Source organism: Paraburkholderia sp. (assembly GCF_047605525.1).
Taxonomy (GTDB): domain Bacteria; phylum Pseudomonadota; class Gammaproteobacteria; order Burkholderiales; family Burkholderiaceae; genus Paraburkholderia.
In genome coordinates this window covers 57,245-79,802 of record NZ_JASGFN010000028.1, presented here as the reverse complement: position 1 = coordinate 79,802, position 22,558 = coordinate 57,245, and the positions used below count along the sequence as shown (strand labels likewise).

Annotated in this window: 21 protein-coding genes; 10 read left to right on the top strand and 11 right to left on the bottom strand. The window is 63.6% G+C overall.

Going from position 1 to position 22,558, the window contains the following annotated elements; genetic code table 11:
* Positions 1-17: 17 nt before the first annotated feature.
* The 3 genes from QM685_RS30950 to QM685_RS30940 are packed head-to-tail and all read right to left on the bottom strand — an operon-like array spanning position 18 to position 2,487.
* Complete coding sequence (locus QM685_RS30950; protein ID WP_415122649.1) at positions 18-1,364, bottom strand: MFS transporter; 1,347 nt, start codon at positions 1,362-1,364, stop codon at positions 18-20.
* Between the two features lie 54 nt (positions 1,365-1,418).
* On the bottom strand, positions 1,419-1,982 hold the full coding sequence (locus QM685_RS30945) for an isochorismatase family protein (RefSeq protein WP_415122647.1): 564 nt from the start codon (positions 1,980-1,982) through the stop codon (positions 1,419-1,421).
* A gap of 52 nt (positions 1,983-2,034) precedes the next feature.
* A complete protein-coding gene (locus tag QM685_RS30940) occupies positions 2,035-2,487 on the bottom strand; it encodes a MarR family winged helix-turn-helix transcriptional regulator (protein ID WP_415122645.1) in 453 nt (150 codons plus the stop codon).
* 141 nt (positions 2,488-2,628) lie between these two features.
* Between QM685_RS30940 and QM685_RS30935 the strand changes: the two genes are divergently transcribed.
* Entirely contained in the window at positions 2,629-3,171 is a 543-nt protein-coding gene (locus QM685_RS30935; RefSeq protein ID WP_415122643.1) for a GNAT family N-acetyltransferase, read from the top strand.
* A 46-nt stretch (positions 3,172-3,217) separates the two neighbouring features.
* Here the strand turns inward: QM685_RS30935 and QM685_RS30930 are convergent, their stop codons facing one another.
* The 7 genes from QM685_RS30930 to QM685_RS30900 form a co-directional block, all read right to left on the bottom strand.
* Positions 3,218-4,279, bottom strand: a complete 1,062-nt coding sequence (locus tag QM685_RS30930) for an alkene reductase (protein ID WP_415122641.1) — start codon at positions 4,277-4,279, stop codon at positions 3,218-3,220.
* 83 nt (positions 4,280-4,362) lie between these two features.
* A complete protein-coding gene (locus QM685_RS30925) occupies positions 4,363-4,665 on the bottom strand; it encodes an ArsR/SmtB family transcription factor (RefSeq protein ID WP_415122690.1) in 303 nt (100 codons plus the stop codon).
* Between the two features lie 166 nt (positions 4,666-4,831).
* The gene (locus QM685_RS30920) at positions 4,832-5,566 is read right to left on the bottom strand and encodes a hypothetical protein (protein ID WP_415122639.1); all 735 of its coding nucleotides are present in this window, start codon (positions 5,564-5,566) and stop codon (positions 4,832-4,834) included.
* Between the two features lie 17 nt (positions 5,567-5,583).
* Positions 5,584-8,073 (bottom strand): TonB-dependent siderophore receptor, encoded by a 2,490-nt coding sequence (locus QM685_RS30915; protein ID WP_415122637.1) that lies wholly within the window; start codon positions 8,071-8,073, stop codon positions 5,584-5,586.
* A gap of 123 nt (positions 8,074-8,196) precedes the next feature.
* Positions 8,197-9,201, bottom strand: a complete 1,005-nt coding sequence (locus tag QM685_RS30910) for a FecR domain-containing protein (protein WP_415122635.1) — start codon at positions 9,199-9,201, stop codon at positions 8,197-8,199.
* Positions 9,202-9,705, bottom strand: coding sequence for a sigma-70 family RNA polymerase sigma factor (locus QM685_RS30905; protein WP_415122633.1), 504 nt, complete (start codon positions 9,703-9,705; stop codon positions 9,202-9,204). It abuts the gene before it with no gap.
* Positions 9,706-10,143: 438 nt separating this feature from the next.
* Positions 10,144-10,659: a DUF2889 domain-containing protein gene (locus tag QM685_RS30900; RefSeq protein WP_415122631.1), complete on the bottom strand. Its 516-nt coding sequence runs from the start codon at positions 10,657-10,659 to the stop codon at positions 10,144-10,146.
* A 217-nt stretch (positions 10,660-10,876) separates the two neighbouring features.
* Between QM685_RS30900 and QM685_RS30895 the strand changes: the two genes are divergently transcribed.
* The 9 genes from QM685_RS30895 (at position 10,877) to QM685_RS30855 (ending at position 21,392) form a co-directional block, all read left to right on the top strand.
* Positions 10,877-11,899, top strand: a complete 1,023-nt coding sequence (locus QM685_RS30895) for an amidohydrolase family protein (protein WP_415122629.1) — start codon at positions 10,877-10,879, stop codon at positions 11,897-11,899.
* Positions 11,896-13,113, top strand: coding sequence for an aromatic ring-hydroxylating oxygenase subunit alpha (locus tag QM685_RS30890; protein WP_415122627.1), 1,218 nt, complete (start codon positions 11,896-11,898; stop codon positions 13,111-13,113). Before QM685_RS30895 ends, QM685_RS30890 begins: the two co-directional genes overlap by 4 nt.
* Positions 13,114-13,115: 2 nt before the next feature.
* Complete coding sequence (locus QM685_RS30885; RefSeq protein WP_415122625.1) at positions 13,116-14,393, top strand: NAD(P)/FAD-dependent oxidoreductase; 1,278 nt, start codon at positions 13,116-13,118, stop codon at positions 14,391-14,393.
* 67 nt (positions 14,394-14,460) lie between these two features.
* On the top strand, positions 14,461-15,255 hold the full coding sequence (locus QM685_RS30880; RefSeq protein ID WP_415122623.1) for a TetR family transcriptional regulator: 795 nt from the start codon (positions 14,461-14,463) through the stop codon (positions 15,253-15,255).
* Between the two features lie 159 nt (positions 15,256-15,414).
* Positions 15,415-17,352 (top strand): AMP-binding protein, encoded by a 1,938-nt coding sequence (locus QM685_RS30875; RefSeq protein ID WP_415122621.1) that lies wholly within the window; start codon positions 15,415-15,417, stop codon positions 17,350-17,352.
* Between the two features lie 60 nt (positions 17,353-17,412).
* Positions 17,413-17,733 (top strand): 2Fe-2S iron-sulfur cluster-binding protein, encoded by a 321-nt coding sequence (locus QM685_RS30870; RefSeq protein WP_415122619.1) that lies wholly within the window; start codon positions 17,413-17,415, stop codon positions 17,731-17,733.
* Positions 17,734-17,791: 58 nt separating this feature from the next.
* Positions 17,792-18,715, top strand: coding sequence for an HpcH/HpaI aldolase/citrate lyase family protein (locus tag QM685_RS30865; protein ID WP_415122617.1), 924 nt, complete (start codon positions 17,792-17,794; stop codon positions 18,713-18,715).
* Positions 18,716-18,852: 137 nt separating this feature from the next.
* The gene (locus QM685_RS30860; protein WP_415122615.1) at positions 18,853-19,995 is read left to right on the top strand and encodes a porin; all 1,143 of its coding nucleotides are present in this window, start codon (positions 18,853-18,855) and stop codon (positions 19,993-19,995) included.
* Between the two features lie 14 nt (positions 19,996-20,009).
* The gene (locus QM685_RS30855) at positions 20,010-21,392 is read left to right on the top strand and encodes an MFS transporter (protein WP_415122613.1); all 1,383 of its coding nucleotides are present in this window, start codon (positions 20,010-20,012) and stop codon (positions 21,390-21,392) included.
* A gap of 254 nt (positions 21,393-21,646) precedes the next feature.
* Here the strand turns inward: QM685_RS30855 and QM685_RS30850 are convergent, their stop codons facing one another.
* A complete protein-coding gene (locus QM685_RS30850) occupies positions 21,647-22,534 on the bottom strand; it encodes a LysR substrate-binding domain-containing protein (RefSeq protein ID WP_415122611.1) in 888 nt (295 codons plus the stop codon).
* Positions 22,535-22,558 lie beyond the last annotated feature (24 nt).

Below are 22,558 nucleotides of genomic sequence, written 5' to 3'. Positions count from 1 at the left end.
CGTACCGCTTACACCGCTCATACGCTCGAAGCCGTATCTTCTTCCGCCTCGTCCACCACGCCGCGCTGCACCGCGGTGACAGAATCGGGAACGCTGGCCGCGGTGGCCGGACGGGGATCGTCGATGCTGTAACGCAGGCGCCGGCCTTCCATATAGAAGCGCAACTGGCGGTATTTCATCAGATAGACGAGGCCGACCAGCGTCGCGCCGAAACCGGAAGCGGCGCCGACACCGAGCGCCCAGCGCGGGCCGAAACGATCGGCGACCCAGCCGACCACCGGCGCGCCGAGCGGTGTGCCGCCGAGTGCGATCGCGAGCAGAATCGCGATCACGCGGCCCCGCATCGCGGGTTCGGTGGTCAGTTGCACGAGGCTGTTGGTCGACGTGGTGAAGGTTTGCGTGGATATGCCGATCACGACGAGCACGAGACCGAACAGCACGTAGTTCGGCATCAGCGCGGCCGCCGTGCAGCCGGCGCCGAACGTCGTGCCGGCGAGAAGCAGCAGCCTCATGTTGGGCCGCGCCCGGCGCGCGGCGAGCAGCGCGCCCGTGACCGAGCCGATCGCCATCGTCGAGCTGAGCACGCCGTATTCGCTCGCGCCCGCATGGAACGCGGTGACCGACATCGTCGAGATGAAGATCGGGAAATTCAGCCCGAACGTGCCGATCAGGAACAGCATCAACAGCGCCGCTTTCAGATCGGGGCGCGTCCAGACGTACTTGAAGCCTTCGACGAAACTGCCGCGCGTGCGCACCGCGAGCGGCTTGCGATGCAGTTCGTCGAGCCGCAGCATGCGCAGCGCGCCGAGCACCGCGACGAACGACAGCGCGTTGATCAGGAACACCCAGCCGCTGCCGACCGACGCGATCAGCAGGCCGGCGACGGCCGGCCCGATCATGCGCGCGGCGTTGAACGAGGTGGAGTTGAGCCCGACCGCATTCGCGAGATCGTCCTCGCCGACGAGGTCGGACACGAAGGTCTGGCGCGCGGGGGAATCGAACGCGGTTACGCAGCCGAGCAGGCCCGCGAACACGTAGACCTGCCACAACTGCACGAGGCCGGTAAGGGTGAGCAGGCCGAGCACGAGCGCCAGCGTGCCCATCGACGCCTGCGTCGCGAACAGCAGCCTGCGGCGATCGAAGTGATCGGCCGCATAGCCGGTGAGCGGCAGCAACAGCATCTGCGGGCCGAACTGCAACGACATCACGATGCCGACCGCCGTTGCGTTGTGATGCGTGAGCCCGGTGAGGACGAGCCAGTCCTGCGCCGTTCGCTGCATCCACGTGCCGATGTTCGAGACGATCGCGCCGCTCGCCCAGACACGGTAGTTGAAATTGCGCAGCGAACGGAACGTGGTGCTCACGGCAGGTTTTTCCTCAGCGCGGGGTGGTGGTCCGCATGGGTGCGGGTGACTCGCTCAGGCGCGCGAGCGCTCGAGCAGATCGAGCACTTCCTGCGCCGTGCCGGTTTCGCCGAGACGCGGGAAGATGCGCGTGACGCTGTTGGTGTGCGCGTCCGCGTTGCGGTCGGTCATCGCGTCGACGGCGAGCGTGACGTTCAGGCCGAGTTCGCTTGCGAAGCGCGCGGTCGATTCGACGCCGATGCTGGTCGCGACACCGCAGAGCACCACTTGCGTGACGCCTTGCTTTTGCAGATACGCGGCGAGGTCCGTGTTCGTGAACGCGCCCCAGGTGCGCTTCGTGACCAGATGATCCGACGGCTGCTGCTTCAGCTCGGGCAGTAGATCCGCGAAGCCGGCCGGGAAATCGCCGCTGGGGCTGCCCTGGTCGGTGCGGCCCGGCGCGCCGCCGGTGACGTTCACGAGCACCACGGGCAGGCCGTGGCGGCGGAACGCGTCGAGCAGCAGGACCGAGCGCTCGACGATCTCGCTGCACGGATGAGCGGTGGGCAGCGCGACGATGCCGCGCTGCAGATCGATGACGAGCAGCGCGGTCCTGGCGTCGAGAGTGGTGAGTGCCATGGTGTACTCCTGCGAATGACGAGTCGCGTGTTTGCGAATTGCGAATGGGGGGTTATGAATCGACGAGGCGTTTGAGTAAATCGACGCCCGTCGCGAGTTGTTGCTGTTCGGCCGCCGAGAAGCGCGTTTGAATCGTGCGATACAGCCAGTCTTCGCGCGCCGCGCGGCTTGCCTTGATTTTCTTGCGAAAGGCGGGGGTAAGGGAGAGCACCGTCTGCCGTCCGTCGTTGGGATCGGGTGTGCCGCTTACGAGGCCGGCGGCTTTCAGCACCGCAAGCGTTTCTCCCATCGATTGCGGGCGCATGCCGTGCGCGCGCGCGAGCGCGGTGACCGTGGCCGGGCCTTCGCGCTCGAGCAGAGTCAATACCTGCCCCTGCGATGGCGTGAAATCGCCGATATGGGATTCCTCGCGCAAACGGCGGCGCAGCTTGCCGACGAGCACGCGCAGATCTTCCGCGAGTGCGTGCAGTGCTTCAGGGGGAACGGGGGGAGGGGGATGGCTCATGGCTGACGGGCGGCGACATGATACGAAGGTTACCTTCGTATCTCGCCCGGGTCAAGTCACGCGGCAGCGCGCAGTCGACCGATGCTTGTCGATTGCATGGCCGGGATGTCAAACTCGGGTGATGTCCCGAGACCCGACGCCATGCCAGACGAATCCGCCGCCACCTTCCACGCCGTTACTTTCCGTTTCGCCGCGCCACGCGATGCCGATACGATCCGCGCGATCGAGTTCGAGGCGGGTCTGCGCTTCGCCAGCGTCGGCATGACCGGCATTGCCGATGCGCCGCCGATGGCGCTCGAGATCGTCGAGCGCAAGATCGCCGCGCGCGAGATCATCGTTGCGATCGACGCGGCTGCAATCTGTGCGGGCTTCGTGATGTTCGAGCCGCAGCCGACTCGCATCTACGTTCAGGAGCTCGACGTGCTGACGTCGCACGCGGGCAGGCGCATCGGTGCGGCATTGATCGGGGAGGTCGCGCGGATCGCGCATGCGCGGCAACTGACGCAGCTCGTGTTGTCGACGTATCGCGACGTGCCGTGGAATGCGCCGTACTACCGGCGGCTCGGATTTCGCGACATCGATACGGCCGATCTCGACGCGGCGCTGATCGCACGGCGCGATGCGCATATCGCGCGCGGGCTCGACGAATCGAAACGTGTGTTCATGCGGCGAGATCTCGAATGACGCGCGAATCGCAACATGCGCCCGCCGCAACCGCTCATTGCGTCACTTATTGCACCGCTTCCAGCGCCGGATAATCGGTGTAGCCGGTTTCGCCGCGCGCGTAGTACGTCGCCGGATTCGGTTTGTTCAGCGGCGCATCTTCCGCGAAACGGCGCACCAGATCCGGATTCGCGATATACAACTGACCCCATGCCACCGCATCCGCTTCACCCGCGTCGAGCACCTGCTGCGCGGTTTCCCTGGTGAACTTTTCGTTCGCGATATACGGACCGCCGAATGCTTTTTTCAGTTGCGGGCCGAGGCGGTCGTCGCCGAGCGCTTCGCGCGCGGCGATAAACGCGATCTTGCGCTTGCCGAGTTCGCGAGCGACATAGCCGAACGTGGCGGCCGGATCCGAATCGCCCATCGTGTGCGCGTCGCGGCGCGGCGCCAGATGCACGCCGACGCGATTCGCGCCCCACACGCCGATGCACGCGTCGGTGACTTCGAGCAGCAGGCGCGCGCGGTTTTCGATCGGGCCGCCGTACGCGTCGGTACGCTTGTTGGTGCTGTCCTGCAGGAACTGGTCGAGCAGATAGCCGTTCGCGCCGTGCACTTCGACGCCGTCGAAGCCCGCGGCCTTCGCGTTTTCCGCGCCCTTGCGGAACGCTTCGACCACGCCGGCGATTTCATCGAGTTCGAGCGCGCGCGGCGTCACGAACGGACGTTCCGGACGCACGAGGCTCACGTGACCGCCGGCCGCGATCGCGCTCGGCGCGACCGGCAGCTCGCCGTTCAGGAACACCGGGTCGGAGATCCGGCCGACGTGCCACAACTGCAGGAAGATCCGGCCGCCCGCCGCATGCACCGCATCCGTGACGAGCTTCCAGCCTTCGACCTGCTCCTGCGACCAGATGCCCGGCGTGTCCGCGTAACCGACGCCCTGCGGCGTCACCGACGTCGCTTCGCTGAGGATCAGGCCGGCGCTCGCGCGCTCGGCGTAGTAGCGCGCCATCAGCGCGTTCGGCACGCGAATGTCCCCGGCGCGCTGACGCGTGAGCGGCGCCATGATGATGCGGTTCGGCAGTGTGATATCGCCAATTTGCAGCGGATCGAAAAGAGTCGGCATGAGAGTTCACCTTCGGCCGCGGGCGTGGCCCGCGCCTTGAAAAAACTGCATGAAAAGGGAAGCGCGGCGATGCGAATGGGCGCTCAGAGCTTCGCGTTCATGTATTCGAGGAACGCCTGAATGACGGGCTCGTTGCGCTTGAAAAACACCCATTGACCGACCCGTTTCGACGTGACGAGCCCCGCGCGCTGCAACGCCGCGAGGTGCGCCGACACGGTGGACTGCGACAGCCCGCAGCGCGCGTCGATCTTGCCCGCGCACACGCCGTGGTCGAGCGGCAATTCCTGATCGGCGAAATGCAGATACGGCTCCCGCAGCCAGCCGAGGATCTCCCGGCGCACCGGGTTGGCCAGGGCTTTATGGATCGCGTCGATATCGGGCGTCATCTGGGTGTGTTTCAAGTTATTCGACAACCGGCACGCGCAACGCCGGATGGCGTGCGCGCGATTGCATCGCTACGGAACGAATCATATATCGTAATTTGGCGATATGTGTGAAAGCACTACTGCCGATGGGGGCGATAGCTGCCAGCGTGCGAAAAGGCGCCGCGGTTTATGCAGTCGCCCAATCGATCGCGGCATCGAAGAGCCGGATCCCTGATTCCGAAAGATTGGGAAATGAATCGTTGTCCATGAAAAACATTACGCGGCGCGCGGGCGCCAGCGCTTCATAGTCCATCGTTGCGCCTTTTTCGTAGGTGAAAATGGCGGCCTTCTCAGGCTGGCCGTAGATCGTGGCGATGATGGACGCGCCGAGCCCCGGCTTTCCCCAACTCATCGGAGCCTGCTTGCGGAAGACGTTCGCCACGCCGGCGGGCAATCCCGCGGAGACTGGATGCGGCGCATTTACGAGCCACAGATAGCGCTCCTTCCCGACTTCGCCGAAATCCGTGTCGTGGCGTTTGCCGCTCATCGCGAGATCGTCGAGCAGATCGTTTTCCCACGTGAACAGCGGCACCGGCGCGGTGCGCCATCCCGCGGGCACATCCTTCGCGGAGACCGTCGAAGAAATGACGACGAGTCGCGCGTCGTGCGCGAGCGCCGGATCGAAATCCTGATTGACGAGCCGCACCGTGTAGCCGCGCGCTTGCAGATGGGCCGCGATCTGTTGGTCGACGGCGATGTTCGGGCCGTTGAGTTGCACGACCATCAGCACGGCGCCGCGCGTGTCGCGCCGCTGCGCACGCGCGCCGGGAGCGACGCACGACGCGGCGATGGCGCCGAGCGCGAGCAGCGCGTTGCGCCGCGATGGCTTGATGGGAGCCGATGAACAAGGAGGCTGTTTCATGAGGGTTCGTGTGCGCATCAGAATTCGAAAGTGGAAAGCAGCGAGACCTGGCGAGCATCGCCCACGGCGACGAAGTAGCGATTGGCGCTGGACGGGTAGTAGGTCTTGTTGAAGAGGTTGTTCACGTTCAACTGGAACGACACGCGGTGGCCGCCCCATTTCGTGTCGTAGGTCGCGAAAGCATCGGCGACCGTATAGGCGGGCAGCGTGAAGCTGTTGGCGGAATCGCCTGGCCGCGCGCCCACGTAGTGCGCGCCCGCGCCCACGCGCAACTGGTCACCGCCGAACACGGCGCCGAAGTCGTACACGGCCGAGAGCGAGGCCGTGTTCTGCGCGACGTTCCAGAGCCGGTTCCCGGCGTATTCGGGGTCCTCGATCGTTTTGGCGTCGATATAGGCGTAGCTCGCGATGATGCTCACGTGCTGGCCGATCTGGCCGGACACGTCGAGCTCCACACCGCGCGAACGCGCCTTGCCCGAGGTACGCCAGTCGGTTTCCTTGGTCGTGTCGTTGTACTGCGAGACGAGCACGTTCGACTTGTCGATGTTGAAGAGCGCGAGCGTCCCCGTGAGACCCGCGGGCATCGCGATCTTCGCGCCCAGTTCCCACGACGTGGCTTGTTCCGGCTGCACCGAAGAGTCGATCACCACGCCCGTGCTGAGCGGCGCGATCGACGAGGTCGGTTTGAGCGACTGGGTGTAGCTGCCGTAGAGCGAGAGGTAATCGCTCCATTTGTAGACGATGCCCGCGCGCGGCAGCCATTTGTTGCCGCTCAGGTCGGTGTTCGCCACGAAAGGCCTGCCTTTCCCGGCAATCTGGTTATATGAAATGAAGCGCGCGCCGCCCACGAGTATCCATTTGTCGGTCAGATGCAGGCTGTCCTGGAGGAACACGGAAGTGTCGTGCAACGTGTCGGTCTGGTCACTGTCGCTCGCGGAGACCGTGCTCGAAGGACTCTCCAACCCGTAGACCGGAGAGAAATAATTGAATGGATATTGCGTGGCCTGGCGCAGCAGATCCGCGCGATAAATGCGCCGGTATTCGTCGTCCACGCCGATCTGCAGATCGTTGCGCAGACCCGCGATGTCGAAATGGCCGTCGACATAGGCAATCGCGTAGCTATCCGTGCTCACCGCGCCGTGCGTCGCGTCGTTGCTGCGCGAGAGCAAGCCGGTCGTGCTGTTCACGCCCTGCACGCGCAACTGGTTTGCGTCGTAGGTCTCGCGGTTGTAGCTGTAGCCAAAATGCGCCTTCCAGTTAGCGTCGATCTGGTGATCCACGAGCAATTGCGCGAGATGCGACTCGCCGCGCATCTCGTTGAACGGCTCGTCGAGGCGTTCGCGCGCGGGAATCGCCAGCGGCTCGTTAGTCTTGGGGTCGAGCGCGGTGCCGCGATCGAACGGATAGAGAAATTTGCGGTACTGATACGAGAGCACGACCTGCGTATCGCGGCCATACCACGCGACCGAGGGTGCGACGAGCGTCTCGCGGTGTTCGCCGAAATTGCGCCAATACTGTTCGTTTACCTGATCGAGCACGAGCCGGTAAGCGAGGCCCGTATCGCCGATCGGGCCCGTGGTGTCGAGCGTCGCGCCGCCGCCGTTGCGGCCGTGGCCATAGGTGGAGCCGAGCACGGAAATCGCGTGATACGGCGTGAGCATCGGCTGCTTGCTGACCACGTTGATGACGCCGCCGGGGTCCATGATGCCGTAGAGCAGCGACGTCGGGCCCTTGAGTACTTCGACGCTGTCGACCGCTTCGTTGAGCGCGCGGCCCTGCACGAGCGGCATGCCGTTTTCCATGATGGAGCCGTCCCGGTTGCCGCCGAAGCCGCGCTTGAGCAGCGTGTCCTGCGTACCCGCGAGCGTATTGCCCTGCACGATGCCGCTCACGTTCGCGAGCGCATCGTCGAGATTGCGCGGACGCTGATCGCGCAGCACCTGTGCGGGCACCACGTTGATCGCCTGCGCCGTGTCGAGCACGGGGGTGTCCGAGCGCGTGACGCTCACTTCGGCGGGCGCGCGGTAACTGCCGGCCTTGATCGTCGATGCGCCGACCGTCACGGGCGGGAGCATCGCGGGATCGTCAGGTTCGACGTTGGACGGATCCTCCACAAGCGTGAAGCTGCCGTTTGCCTGCGCGTTCGCCGAGAGCCCCGTATTGCGCAGAATGCGCGCGAGACCGTCCGCGACGCCGTATTCGCCGTGCAATCCGCCGCTCGTGCGGTTTGTCGCGAGCGCGCCGGGATACGAAATCATGACGCCCGCCTGCTGGCCGAACTGATTCAACGCGGTTTCGAGCGGGCCGGCGGCGATGTCGTACTGTTGGCGCGACGGCGCCTGTTCTGTGGCGGCGGTCGCGTTCGCGGCGGCGAGAGCGGGTGGCGCCGCGCTCACGGCAAAGAGAGCGAGTGCGGCGATGCTGATCCAGTGGCGTTGGCGAATGGCGGGACAGGCCGGGCGTGACGCGCGCGCCGCGTCGGCGTGGACAGGTGAATGCATGTTCATGAAGGCTGGGAAAAGTCGGATGAAGTGGTGCTCTCATCTGGCTTGTCCCGGGAAAATCGAAAACAGCTCAGCCTTGCGAAAAATTTTTATCGTGTCGCGAGTGGACGCGATGCCCAACGGCGATCACGTGCGAGCGGGCCCGACCGTGACCCAGTAACGCGTCAGGTAATCCACGCGCAGCGGCATGGCACGCGTGAGCGTTTCGAGTACGAGATCGGTATCGGCGAGCAGATAGGTGCCGGAGAGGCGCAGTGAGGCCACCCGCGGATCGCAACGCAGCAGGCCTTCCCGGTAGCGCGAGAGTTCGTCGAGAAAGTCGCCGAGCCGCATGTTGCTCGCGACGAGTATGCCTTTCGTCCACGCCGCTGCATCGCTCGCCACGGGTTCTCTCTGGAGTACCGCATTCGTCGTGAATTGCGCGCGCTCGCCCGCGCGCAGCATCTGTGCCGCCGAGGGCGCCGCGTCCGGCACGACGCGCACGGCGCCTTCGAACACGGCGAGCCGCGTAGCGTCCTGCGCCTGGCGCACCGAAAAGCGCGTGCCGATGGGTGTGGCCGTGCCTTGCGCCGTTTGCACCACGAAGGGCCGTGGCGCGAGGCCGTCGCGGTGTCCCGTGGCGACCATGATCGCGCCGCTCCGGAGCACGACGCGCCGTTCGTCCTGTGTGAAGCGCACGTCGACGGCGGAGGCGGTGTCGAGTGTCAGCGTGGTGCCGTCGGCGAGCGTGACGGTGCGGACTTCGCCGGTGGCCGTGTGCAGGTCCGAGGTCCAGCCCGGCCACGCCGAACGATGGCGCGCGCTCCACGTCGCGCCACCCGCGAAGAGCAGCACGGCGAGCGCCTTGATGCCCGCGCGCCGGCTGCGCCGTGTGTCCCGCGCCGGAAGCGTGAGAGCCGAGCGCGCGGCGTTCGCGGCTGCGCTATCGCCGATCGACTGAAAGCGCCCCGATACGGCTTGAATGTGCTGCCACGCGCGTTCGTGGTCGGCATGCGCGGCGCGCCACGCATCGAAGGCTGCGCGTTGCGAGGGCGTTACGCTGCCGCTGCTCAGATCGAGCCACCATTCCACGGCGCGATGCGCGACCTCTGGCGCCACGTTCGGCGGGGCGAATTTCACGGCACCGTCCACTTAGAGCGCGAAAAAGCACTGCGCCGCGGCGCGGGCCAGGTAGCGCTTTACGGTGGCCAGCGAAATATCGAGCGCCTCGGCGATCTCGGCATGCGTGGCGCCGTCGAGTTGCGCGAGCAGAAACGCGCGCTTGACGATGACGGGCAGGCCGTCGAGCAGTTTGTCGATTTCGCAGAGCGTTTCGAGCAGCACTGCCTGTTCTTCCGGCGACGGCGCGAGCGCTTCGGGCACTTGTGCAAGCGCTTCGAGATAGGCACGCTCGACTTCCTCGCGGCGCCAGTGGTTGTAGAGCACGCGCTGCGCGACCGTCATGAGAAACGCGCGCGGCTCGCGTGCCTCGATCGGCTCCTCGCGATTGAGCAGCCGTGCAAACGTGTCGTGCGCGAGGTCGCTCGCGCGATGTGCGCAGCCGAGCTTGCGCCGCAGCCATCCGTGGAGCCAGTTGTGATGCGCGCGATAAAGCGCGTCAATTTCAAGATGTACCAACGGCGGAAGGGCTGTCATACGGTTCTACGGTTCATACGGTGCGTTTCGCGGCCGGGCAGGGACGATCGCGAGGCTTACATCTTCCGTTGCGTAGGTTACACGCAGAATTCAATGAAGTAAATGAGAATCGTTCACAAATTGAGGGGCGAAGTCTTTATTGGCGCGTGCGGCCACAGTCACGAACCGCGAGGGCGAAACCCGTACCCAGGCCATGGGGCGGGTGATCGCATGGATCCAACGACGCCATGTCGTATCGGATCATTACGTCCGCCGCGGATAGCATCGAGGGCGCCGTTCGGCACGGCCTGGCCGAACGGTGCGTCATCCAGTCTGCCTTGCATAGCCCTTATATCGATAGGGCTACGTTTACGGGCAAAACCTCCCGTTTCGGGAAACGCGCCACACCTGAGCGGTAGCTCCGCTGCCATCCGGCGCGATTTCGCCGCTCCTCACCCGTCATGGCTTGCGATGGAACTTCGGGTAGTAGATCGCGACGACCGGGCTTTTTTCGTCCCAGGTATGGCAGCCATTGATGAAGAACGGTGGCGTGTCGCCATGCTCCATCGCGTCGGCACGTTCGGGCTCGAACTCCGCGCGGTACGAAAAGATCGTCTGATGCGCGGTGGTCGCAACCGCCAGGATCAAGTCCCGCAGATGGGTGCAGCCTTGCTCGCCGCCGATCGCTTCGCCGAGCTTGCGCCGGAAGCCCCGTGCGAGCGAGAGCCCGACGAGCCGCTGCAACGGCTCGATCACGCCAGCGCAATAGTTGAACGGCTTCGCGGGCATCGACGCCTCGATCGCGCGGATCGTCATGTCATCGTCGATCGTCACTCTCACGCACATGTCGTGATAAGGGGTGCGTGCCGGCAGCGCACCGCGCTCGCGGACGGTCGAAGCGTAGGTCTTCTCGTCGACGATCTCACCTTCGATATCCCATAGCCCGTCGTCGCGCAGATAGCCTCGGCTGATCACGCGCCGCTCGTGAAGCATTCGGCGCGGCTGTGGCGGTGGCAAATTCATGTCGTGCTCTCCTCGCGATGGCGCAATGCGCAACAGTGTCATTGTGGACGATCGCACGGCCGCCGTGGGCCGATTCTAGCGGCAATTTTTAATTTGACTTCAAATTCAACAAAAGCTACGATCTTTATATCGGCAGGAGATTCCGGCAGGCACATTACAAGGAAACCACATGGAAGGAACGGCGTTGAACGAAGCGGAGGCAATCCTCGATCCGGGGCTGCCGATCATCGATGCGCATCATCACATCTGGAATGCGGCGCACGGTAAATTCGACTATCTGATGCCGGACCTGCTGGCGGATGCGGGATCGGGCCACAACATCGTGGACTCGGTCTACTGTGAATGCAAATCGATGTTTCGCGAAGACGGGCCGGTCGAGCTGAGACCGGTCGGCGAGACGGAGTTCGTGCTCGATGCGATCGAGCGGGGTGGCCCGGAGGCAACGCATCTGTTCGGCGGTCTGGTCATGTACGCCGATCTGATGCTTGGTGCCGGTGTCCAGCGTGTAATCGATGCGCATCGCGACATCGCTGGTGACCGTCTGAAGGGCATCCGCAATATCGCGGCACACGATCCGTCGCCGCTGATCCGCTCGTTCGTCCCTCATGCGGGAATGCTGGCGGAGCCGGCCTTGCGCGAGGGTACCGCGTGTCTGGCGAGGAACGGACTGGTATTCGAGACGTTCGTGTTCCATCCGCAGCTCGACGAAGTCGCCGCGCTCGCTCGCGCGCAGCCCGAATTGACGATCATCGTCGTCGGCGTTGGCGGTCCGCTTGGCGTTGGTCCGTTCAAGGGGCGGCGGCAGGAGGTGTTCGACACGTGGCGTGCGGCGCTCAAGCGACTGGCTGTACAACCAAACGTCAACATTCAGATCGGCGCGTTCGGTGCCAAGATGATGGGTCTCGGTTTCCACACGTGCGAGAGGCGGCCCGACACGGAGACCTACGCAAAGGTCTGGTCGCCCTATGTCGACGCCTGTCTCGACGCCTTCGGTCCGGCTCGCTGCATGTTCACGAGCAACTATCCGGAAGACCGCTCGTCAATCTCATACCGACAGCTATGGAACGTCTACAAGTACATCTGTCGCGACCTTTCTGACGCGGACCGGCGGCGCGTTTTCAGCGGCACGGCCGCGAACCTCTATAAGCTTCCGGTTCAGGAAGCGGGAATCGATCGAAAGGATATCCAATGAATGCGGACAAAATTGCACAGATCAAGGCAGGCATGGCGTACGAAGGTTCACGCAAGGCGCCGCCCGAAGGGTTTCCCGCGCTTCCTGTCATCCCGCCGCGCCGCTACACCGATGCGGACTTCTATCAGCTTGAACTCACGCATGTATGGCGCAAATCGTGGATCTTCGCGATCCACGGTGACGAAGTACCCGAGCGCGGCAGTTTCATTCGCTGGAACCTGATGGGCGAGCCGCTGCTGTTCGTGCGTGGCAACGATGACGTGATCCGTTGCTTCTACAACACGTGTCGCCACCGTGGCGCGCCGGTCGCGACCGCGGAGCGTGGCAATGCCGACGGTTTCGTGTGCGGGTATCACGGCTGGACGTACAGCCTGACGGGCGACCTTGTCAATCTGCGCGACAAGCGCGATTTCGTCGGCCTTGATACGAATTGCCGGTCGCTGATCCCGGTGCGCTGCGAAAGCATCGGGCGCTACGTGTTCATCAACCTCGATTCGAATGGGATGACGCTTGCCGAATATCTCGGACAGGCCGGCGTGACCCTCAATGAGCATCGGGCGGATGATCTGCGCCTGGTGGACCGCAAGGCGTACCACATCAAATCGAATGTGAAAGTGGTGCTTGAGGCGTTCCTCGAGGTCTATCACATCAAGTCGATCCACGCGGATACCGTCGACCGCTTCCTCGACCATCGCGGCACGGTGATCAACCTGTGGCCGAACGGGCATTCGCAGATGATCACCCCGCGCCGCGCCGAGCGCGCCGACTGGGTCGACCCGGGCACCATCGGCCTGCCGTTGATGGAGTCGGCCGACGAAATCGTCAAGACCACCACCATGCAGACGTTTTTCTATCCGAACATGGCGATGGCGTGGGCCGATGCGGGCAGTCCCGCGATGGTTTTCTGGCCGACCGGTGTCAACACGTCGATCTGCGAGGTGCTCTGGTTCGCGCCGTCCTGGGGCGACGGCCCGCGGCCGGCGGTTTGGGACACGCGGTTCAGGAACTTCGAACGCATCCTGATGGAAGACGTGCAGTTCCAGGAAGACATCCAGCATTCGCTCGAATCGCACGGTTACCGGGGCAGCACGCTCAACTATCAGGAACGGCGCATTTATCAGTGGCACGAAGAAGCGGATCGCCGGATCGGCGACGCGGTACCCGCGCAGATGCGCGTCGAGCCGGTCCTGGAACCCTTCATCGAGCGTGATTGACGATGGACAGCGTGATCGTAATCGGCGCCGGGCAGGCCGCCATGCAACTCGCCTCAACGCTGCGCGATGGCGGCTATCGCGGCCGCCTGCTGCTGGTCGGCGACGAGCCGGGCCTGCCGTATCAGCGTCCGCCGCTATCGAAGGCGTATCTCGCCGGCGCCGTCACGCGTGAGGAACTGGTACTGAGCACATCGAAATCCCTCGAGAAGAGTGAAATCGAGCTGAGATCCGGCGTCCGCGTTTGCGCGATCGACCGTGCAGCCGCGCGCATCGAACTCGAGGACGGCGAGCGGGTCGCATACGATCAACTGGTGCTCGCGACCGGCTCGCGCAATCGCTTGCTGATGGTGCCGGGCTGTGAACTGGCCGGCGTGCGTCAGTTGCGAACGCTCGCGGAGGCGGACGCGCTGGCGACCGCGCTCGATACCGCGCGCAGCGTGGCGGTGATCGGCGCCGGCTTCATCGGGCTCGAGTTTGCCGCGCTCGCGGCGCAGCGCGGCCTCGCGGTGACGGTGATCGAGGCCGGCGCGCGCCCGATGGGTCGGGCGGTATCGCCCGAGATGTCCGGCATGTTCCGGGATATCCATGAACGCGCGGGAATTCGCTTCAGATTCGGTACGACCGTGACGCGCATCGACGGCCGCGCCGGCGCGGTGATCAGCGTGCGAACATCCGCCGGCGAGCAGGTCGCCGCCGACCTCGTGCTGGTCGGCATTGGCGTCCTGCCGAACACCGAACTCGCCGCCGAGGCCGGACTTCGCGTTGCGGACGGCGTGGAGGTCGACACACATCTGTGCACCTGCGATCCGGCGATTTCCGCGATCGGTGATTGCGCGCGCTTTCCGTCACGGTTTTCGCGTGACGAATGGGTGCGAATCGAATCGGTGCAGAACGCGATCGATCAGGCGCGCACCGTTGCGAACCGGTTGCTCGGGCAACCGTATCCGTATGGCGCGGTGCCGTGGTTCTGGAGCGAGCAGGGCGCATACCGGCTGCAGATTGCCGGCCTGACGGCGTTTCATGACACGACCGTGGTGCACGGCGACGCCGAAGAGGGCGCCTCGATCCTGTGTTTTCGCGCAGGCCGCCTGATCGGCGTCGAAACGCTGAACCGGCCGCGCGAACATATGGCTGCACGCAAGCTGCTCACCCTCGATGCCGCACTGACACCTGACATGGCCCGCCAGCCGGACTTTGACCTGATTGCGCATGCGCAGCGCAACAAGGCGCACGCCCGGCCGGGCGAACCGGCGCGGACGGCCTTCACCGCTGGGCATTAGCTCGACCGCGCTGCCGTGCCGGGAGCTGGGCGATGGGCGGAAATTGAAACTGATTTAGAATTCGGACTTGGTATCGGGCGTGGCGCGTCGTCGAGCGGGACCGGACGACGCGCCACGCCCGCGGACGTCACGTTCAACGAGGTCTCGAATGGTCGAGCAGGTAATGAAGAAGAATGGCGCGTCGCCGAAGTCGCAGCGCTCCGAGAAAAAGCGGCGGCAGATACTGGATGCGGCGGCCGATATCCTCGCCCGCCGAGGCTACGCCGGCACGATGCTGAGCGAAGTGGCCGCGCAGATAAACTCGCAGCCGGGCGGCATCTACTACCACTTCGAGTCTCGTGAGCATCTGTTCGAAGAGGTACTGCGCCATGGCCTCGAGGACGCCTACACGCATACGCGAAAGGCGGTCAACGACCTGCCCGCGACGGCGACGCCGATCGAGCGCCTCGAGACGGCGATTCGCGCGCATTGCCAACGTCAGCTGACCAGCATCGGCAGTTACGTGCGCGCCGTGTATCGCGTGATGTCGGAGATCCCCGACGAAATGCGGCAGAAGATCGAGGCGCAACAAAAAGCGTATGGGCGCTTCTTCGAGACGTTGATCGGCGCGGCGATCGACGCCGGGGAACTGGAAAAGGTCGATCGCCGCGCCTTCATGTTCCTGATGCTCGGTTCCATCAACTGGTTGCCGCAGTGGTTCAATCCGAATGGTCGGCTTTCGGTCGATGAGTTGTGCGATCTGGTGATCAAGATGAATTTCGAAGGCGTCGCATCGCCGGCGGGTCGAATGCGGCTGCGTCGGGATGTCGAAGCGCAGACGGTCGATCCGTCGAAAGCAAAGCGGCGTGCCAAAACCAAATAGCACGATCTTCCGCAGCACGATTTTTCGTTTCCTTCGATCCGGCACGCGCTGCCGCAACGGCGGCTTGCATCCCGAGCGCCGGCTCGAATATGCCGCCGCATCCGTAGTACGGAACGATTTGGCAATAACGATTGACAAGCGCCCGGTGATGCAGAAAGGTTGAAACGCGCGAAACCGTTAGCCCTCACAACCTCCCGTTTGCTACTGGCGCTCCCCGAATTCGCAAGCCGTTCGGGCGCGAACTCGGGCCTTTGTCGACGCCGGCGTCTCATCCGGCTGTTTCATCGGCCGTGCGCGACGACGCACTCCTGTCGGCGCGACGAATGCATCGTCACGCCGTCTCCCGTCAGACCACCCTCGACCGGCGGCAAAGCAGCACGGTCCCAACGTGCGGGTTGTTCCCAATGCCTATTATTTGAATTTGATTTAGGATTTAAAAACCAAAGCACGCTGAACAGACGAGACATCTTGATGACAACAATGACGCCCTTGACACCGCTCTATCCAAAGGATCTCTGGACACTACCCGCGCTGCTCGAAAGGCAGGCGCGCGAACGCGGCGACGCGCCATTTCTTCAATGGACCGACGAGGGAGCGCCTCTGAGTTTTTTCGACGTGAACGCGCGCAGCAACCAGATCGCGCATGGTTTGCATGAATTCGGTATCCGGAAGGGTGAGCGCGTCGTCTTTCTGCTCGGCAACTCGTTGTCACATGTGTATTGCTGGTTCGCTTGCACGAAGCTCGGCGCGGTCGATGCGCCGATCAACGAGAGCCTGATGGGCAGCCTGCTGACGCATCAGATGAACCTTTGCCGCGCGAACGTGGCGATCGTCGACGAGCGGCTCGTCGAACGGATTGTGCCGGTCAGGGAGGAACTGCTGTACCTGAAGCGGTTGATTGTGATCGGCGATCCGACGTCCGCCCGCATGCTGCTTCCAGAGTGCGAGGTCGTATCGCTCGATGCAATCGCGTCCGAGCGGATCGACAACCCGCCGTACATGGTCACGCCCGCCGATCCGTCGACCATCATGTTCACGTCGGGCACCACCGGCCCGTCCAAGGGCGTGCTGTTGCCACATGGCGCATTGCACTTCAATGCCGAGCAGATCGTCGCGCTCTATGGGCTCACCGCGGACGATGTCTTTATGTCGCCGTTTCCGCTGTTTCATGGCAGTGGGCGCCAGAACAGCCTTTACCCGATGCTGCTGGTCGGCGGTCGCTGCACGCTTTACCCGAAATTCAGCGGCACGCGCTTTCTCGAACGCGCCGCGCGCAGCCGCGCGACCATCACGATGTTCCATGGTTCGATGCTGCAGATGATCGCGGACCAGTCGCCGTCGCCGGCGGATCGTGCCCATCGCTTGCGCGCCGCAATCTGCATCCCGATGCCGTACACGCTGCAGGACGCGTTCCAGCAACGCTTCGGCATCGCTGAGTTGAAAGAAGCGATTGGCATGACGGAGACCTCGCTGCCGATCATTCCGCCGCCGGGGCGGAAGCCACCAAAGGGCTATGCGGGCTGCCTCATCGGCGACTGGTATGACGCGCGCGTCGCGGATCCCGAGACCGACGAGGAGGTACCGGACGGCACGATGGGCGAACTGCTGATCCGCCCGAAATTCCCGTGGACGATGATGATCGCCTACGAAAACATGCCAGCCGAGACCGCCTCGGCCAATCGCAATTACTGGTTTCACACCGGCGACGGCGTGCGCCGCGATGCGGACGGCTGGTATGGGTTCGCCGACCGGATCAAGGACAGCATCCGACGCCGTGGTGAAAACATCTCGTCGTTCGAGGTCGAGTATCAATTGCTGATGCATCCGTCGATTTCCGAATGCGCGGTCGTATCGGTGCGAGTCGATGCGGTTTCGCGGGACGAGGAAGTCAAGGCGTGCATCGTCTGCAAGGAAGGCATGCAGCTCGAACCCGTCGAACTGATCGCCTGGTGCGAGACCCGCCTGCCGCATTTCGCGGTCCCGCGCTATGTCGAGTTCGTGACCGAACTGCCCAAGACACCGACCGGCAAGACACAGAAGAACAAGCTGCGCGCCAATCCCCTCAACGAGACAACTTGGGACCGCCTCGGGTGTTGAGTGCAGCGACCATGACGACAACGCGTTGAGCGACGCGGCAACTGCACGAGAGAGCAAGCGATGGTGACAATTTTTGCAACCGACCGACGCGGCGCCGAGCATGAGATCGAGGGCGAGTCCGGGCTGTCGCTGATGCGCAACCTGAAGGACGTGGGCGGTCTCGACGTGCCGGCGATCTGTGGCGGCAACCGCGCGTGCGGCACCTGTCACGTACATGTCGATGCGGCGTGGTACGGCAGGCTGCCCGCGCCGACCATCGATGAAACCGAGCTGATCGAGGACGAACCCGCATATCAGGCCGGTACATCGCGATTGAGCTGTCAGATCAAGGTGGACGAGACCCTCGACGGCATTCGTGTCGTGCTCGTGCCGCTCGGGTGACGCGCCCGATGGCCGGGCGCGGTAACCGACCTGTTTCAACACTATGGAGGTAGCTGACATGGAATGGCCGATACGCAGTTCGATTTTCATCCCCGCCCACAAGAGCGAATGGGTTCATAAGATTGCGCGCTATCGTCCGGATGCCGTGGTCCTCGATCTCGAGGACGCGGTCGCGCCGCACAACAAGCCCGCTGCGCGGCTCGGCGTGCCTGATCTGTTGAGCGTGCTTCACCGCAACGAGATCGGCACGGTCGTGCGCATCAACGCGCTGGAGGAGGGCGGCGAACTCGATCTCGATGCCATCGTGCGCGAGGATCTCGATGCGGTGCTGTTGCCCAAGGCCGCGACAGTCGCGCAGGTCCGCGAACTCGATACGTTGCTCGCATATTACGAAGGTCGCGCAGGGATTAAGCACGGCAGCGTTGCGATCCTGATCCTGCCGGAAACGGCGGTCGGCATGCAGGATGCCCGGCTGCTCGCGCAGGAAAGCCCGCGCGTACGCGGCCTCGTCTGCGGCATACTCGGCAGCGGCGCGGCCGGCGACTTCGCGGGTGCGCTCGGCATCTGGCCGTCCGAAAGCGCGCTCGAGCAAACCTACATTGGCTCGAAGCTGTCGCTCGACAGCCGCGCGGCGGGCGCGATGCATCCAATCGCGGTGGTCAACGGCGTCAAGATCGAGGATCTCGACAAAGTGAGCGAACTGACGCAGCGAGCCAAGATCTGTGGCTATACGGGCGTACTCGTGATTCATCCGACGCACTTGCCGATCGTGCAGGAAGCGTTCGCGCCGACCGACAAGGAAGTAATGTTCTATCAAGGCATCATCGACACGATGGAGAAAACCGACGCCACCGGAGATGGCGCGGTCCGTTACGAAGGCGAAATGATCGACTACGCGATGCTCGCGCGCGCGCGGGAAGTTCTACGTGACGCGGCACGTTTCGAGAAAATCAAGGCCAGTCGAGCCGCCAGTACCCAATGAGAGAGTGCGCCCAGCCGTAGCGGCAAGCGGCTGGGCTTTTGCCGGGCTGAGCGCGCCGTCCAGACCGGCAAGCCGCGCAAGAGTCGTTTAATAAATAAGGATGTCTAAGTCTGAATTCCACAATAATGGAGACCTTGATGAAGAAAGTGTTGATGGCGCTCGCATGCACTGCGACGACTGGCATGGCGCACGCGCAAAGCTCGGTCACGATCTACGGCTTTGCTGACGAGGGGCTCCAATACACCAGCAACCAGGCGGGCTCGTCGGCGTGGGCGATGGCGCAAGGCGCGCTCGGAACCAGCAAGTGGGGGATTACCGGCAAGGAAGACCTGGGCGGTGGCATGCGTGCCGTTTTCAAACTTGAAAGCGCCTTCAACATGAGTAACGGCGCGGCGCTTCCGACCGGCTACATATTCGGCAATCAGGCCTATGTCGGTCTGGGCAGCGATCGCTACGGCGAGCTGCGATTGGGCCGGCAATACGACCTTAATTGCGACAGCCTTCTGCCGTTCACCTCGATGGGCAAGTTCGCGGGCGTGCAGGGGGCGCACGCTGGCGACGTCGACAACCTCTGGGCGGACTTCAAGCTGAGCAATCTCGCGAAGTACCTGTCGCCGGATCTGTGGGGATTCCACCTGGGTGCGGCATATGGATTCGGCAACACGGCAGGCTCGATGGGCGAGAATCAGGTCGTCAACTTTTCGCTCACCTATGCGAACGGGCCGTTCAGCGCGGCTGGCGCGTTTATGCGAGTGAACAATCCCGCGACCGCGGTGTGGGGCGGCACCGCTCCGCCCGCTGCCGGCGGCGCTTATGTCAATCCGCTCAATTCGCCGATCTACCGCGGCTACGCGAGCGCGTCGTCGATGCAGGTCGCGGGCGGCGCGCTGCAGTACCAGGTAGGCTCGTCGACGTTCGGCGCCGTCTTCACCAACGCGATGTACAACAACGCGGTCCAGACGACGACCACGCCGCTCGGTGGCAGCGCCCACTTCAACACGCTCGAAGGCAACTACATCTGGAACGTCACTCCGGCGTTCCTGCTCGGCGCTGCCTATAGCTACACATGGGCGACCAACGCGCGCTACCGGCAGTTGAATCTCGGCACGACGTACGCGCTTTCCAAGCGCACGCTGCTGTACCTGAACGGCGTGTGGCAGCACGCGAGCGGAACAAACTCGCTCGGAATGCCGGCGGTAGCGGCAAATCTGGACAGCCCGATTGCATCGGATTCACGTAACCAGACCGTCGTGCGCGTCGGCATTCGTCAGGCCTTCTGAACGGAGATGCAGTCATGAAACATTCGATGTCCTCCCTTTCCGAGGCGCAGCAGGAGCCCGCGCAAAGCGCGCCGTCGCCCATGTCGCTCGCCGGAATGGACAGTTCGAGATCGTGGTACGTGTTGATCCTCCTGACCATAACGTTCGGGGTCGCCTACATCGACCGGCAGTTGATCAACCTGATCGTCGAGCCGATCAAACACGATCTCGGCATCTCCGACACGCAGATCAGCGTCATCCAGGGCGCTGCGTTCATTTCCGCCTACCTGCTTGCAACGCCGATCGTCGGGCGGCTGGTCGACATCACCAACCGCCGCAATATCCTGATAGCCGGAATCTGCATCTGGTGCGGCTGCACCGTGCTGAGTGGGCTGGTGCACAGCTATGCCGAGCTTTTCGTCGCGCGCTTCGGCGTGGGCGCGAGCGAAGCGTGCGTGCTTCCCGCCGGCTGGTCGATCATCTCCGATTACTTTTCGACGGAACGCCGGGCGCGTGCGCTCAGTGTCTTCATGGTAGGCCCTCAGGTGGGCGGCGGACTGTCGCTGATCGCGGGTGGCCTGGTGATCGGATTCGCCGCCAATTTGCGAGAGTTGTTTACCCCGCTGAGCGGATTTGCGACGTGGCAGCTCGCATTCGTTTTCGTCGGGCTGCCGGGCGTGCTGATCGCGATCCTGCTGCTGACCGTTCGTGAGCCCGCGCGAAGCTTGAGCAGTGCGCGCGCGTCGACGGTAGCGGACCGGCACTTCTCGCTCGGGGAGGCGGCTCGCTTCCTGATTACACTGCGTGGCTTTTACGGGCGCCTATATGTCGGCATCGGCATGTTCGGCATCGTCTATCTCGGGCTGCCCGTCTGGTTTCCATCGTTTCTGATCCGATACCACCGAATGGCGCCGGCGACTGTCGGCTACCTGCTCGGCATCGTGTTCCTGAGTTCGAGTGCGGCGGGCGTTCTGCTCGCGCCGTGGTTCGCGCGCGTGCTGGAACGGAACGGCCGGCAGGGCGCGCCGCTGCACGCAACGGGTATCGCCGCGGTTGGCATGTGCGTTTGCTGCGTGCTCATTCCACTGGTGCCGGGTCCGTTCAGCGCGTTGGCGAGCTGCGCCGGCGCAATCTTCTTCTGCAGCGTACCGGTGGGCATTTTGCCCGCGGTGCTGCAGACGGGCACGCCGAGTCGACTGCGGGGCATCGTTGCGTCGCTGTACACGGTGTTTGGAAACGGCGTGGGCCTCGGCGTCGGTCCGACGGCCATCGCGCTGGTTACCGATCACGTGTTCCATGACCCCGTCAAGGTCGGATACTCGATTGCGATCATTTGCGGCGTGGCGTCTGTCGCGGCGGCGTGGATGATGTTTTCTGCACGCAAACCCTATCGGCGACTGCTCGACGACGAGCGGTGAGCACGATACTCGATCGTTGAGGCGTGGCGGTCACGCTGACTGTCCCGAACGAGTCATCTGGAACGGGATACGTCGGCCCGTCTATCGACGACTATGACTGGAGCTGTTCATGGTACGGGACAGAGAAAAGTCATTTGAATTGCGCTCCGGGCCAGGAACGGGTTGCATTTCTGCAGGAGCGCCGGCAATTGGACCCAACGGCTGTCGACTGGCGAAGCGACCCGAGTACCGCGAAGGGCGATCGCACGTCGCCATCAGACCTCTTCGTCCGAACCTTTGCCGGCAACGCCGACGATCAGTTTCGTGAGCAAACGGGCCGGTTCGCTGAGGCTTCCGCGAGCTCGATGCACGAGCCCAACATCGCGATGGAATGTATGTTCGCCCAAATCGATTGCACGAACCGCTGCCGGCCATCGTTTGTGTGTCGCAACTTCTGGCACGAGCGCTACACCGAGTCCGTTGGAGACGAGGCGCACGATCGCTTCCAGTTCGTCGACCTCACAAACTTCCTGCAACGAGAAATGCATGCCACGCAGGAAACGGTCGACCAGACGTCCGCCAAATGATGTGCGGTCGTACCGGATAAACGGCTGGGTAGATAACAGCTCGGCCCAATCAGTCTCTGGCGCGTTTCGAGGCACGATGAGCCGAAACGGCTCACTGGCCAGAGTCGTCCAGCGAAGGTCGCTATGCAGGGAAAACGGTGGCCGAATTATCGCTGCCATGTCGATTTCCCCGGCATCCACCAGGTTGACCAGCTCCATCGACAGGCCTGGAATCACATGGGACCGAGCCTCTGGACGCTGCCGGTGAAACTTTGCCAGCGCGTCCGGAAGCAGCGAGCGCTGAAGTGAAGCGATGGCTCCAACTCGTACGAGAACGTTGGCTGGATGACCAACAGGTGTGGCGCCGAGATTGTTGTACATCCGGATGAGTTCCTGCGCCTGCGAAAGGATCTGTTCACCCGTTTTGTTCAGATTGGCGGAGCGTCCGCTGCGGTCGAAGAGCGAAAGTCCCAACTCCGATTCAAGTCTCTGCATCTGCGCGCTGACGGCCGCTTGCGTGAGCCCGATTTTCGCTCCCGCGGCGGCGAACGTGCCTTCTCGTGCGACCGCTACCAAGGTTTTCAACTCCCGGATCATATCCAATTCCCTGTTGAGCTCGGG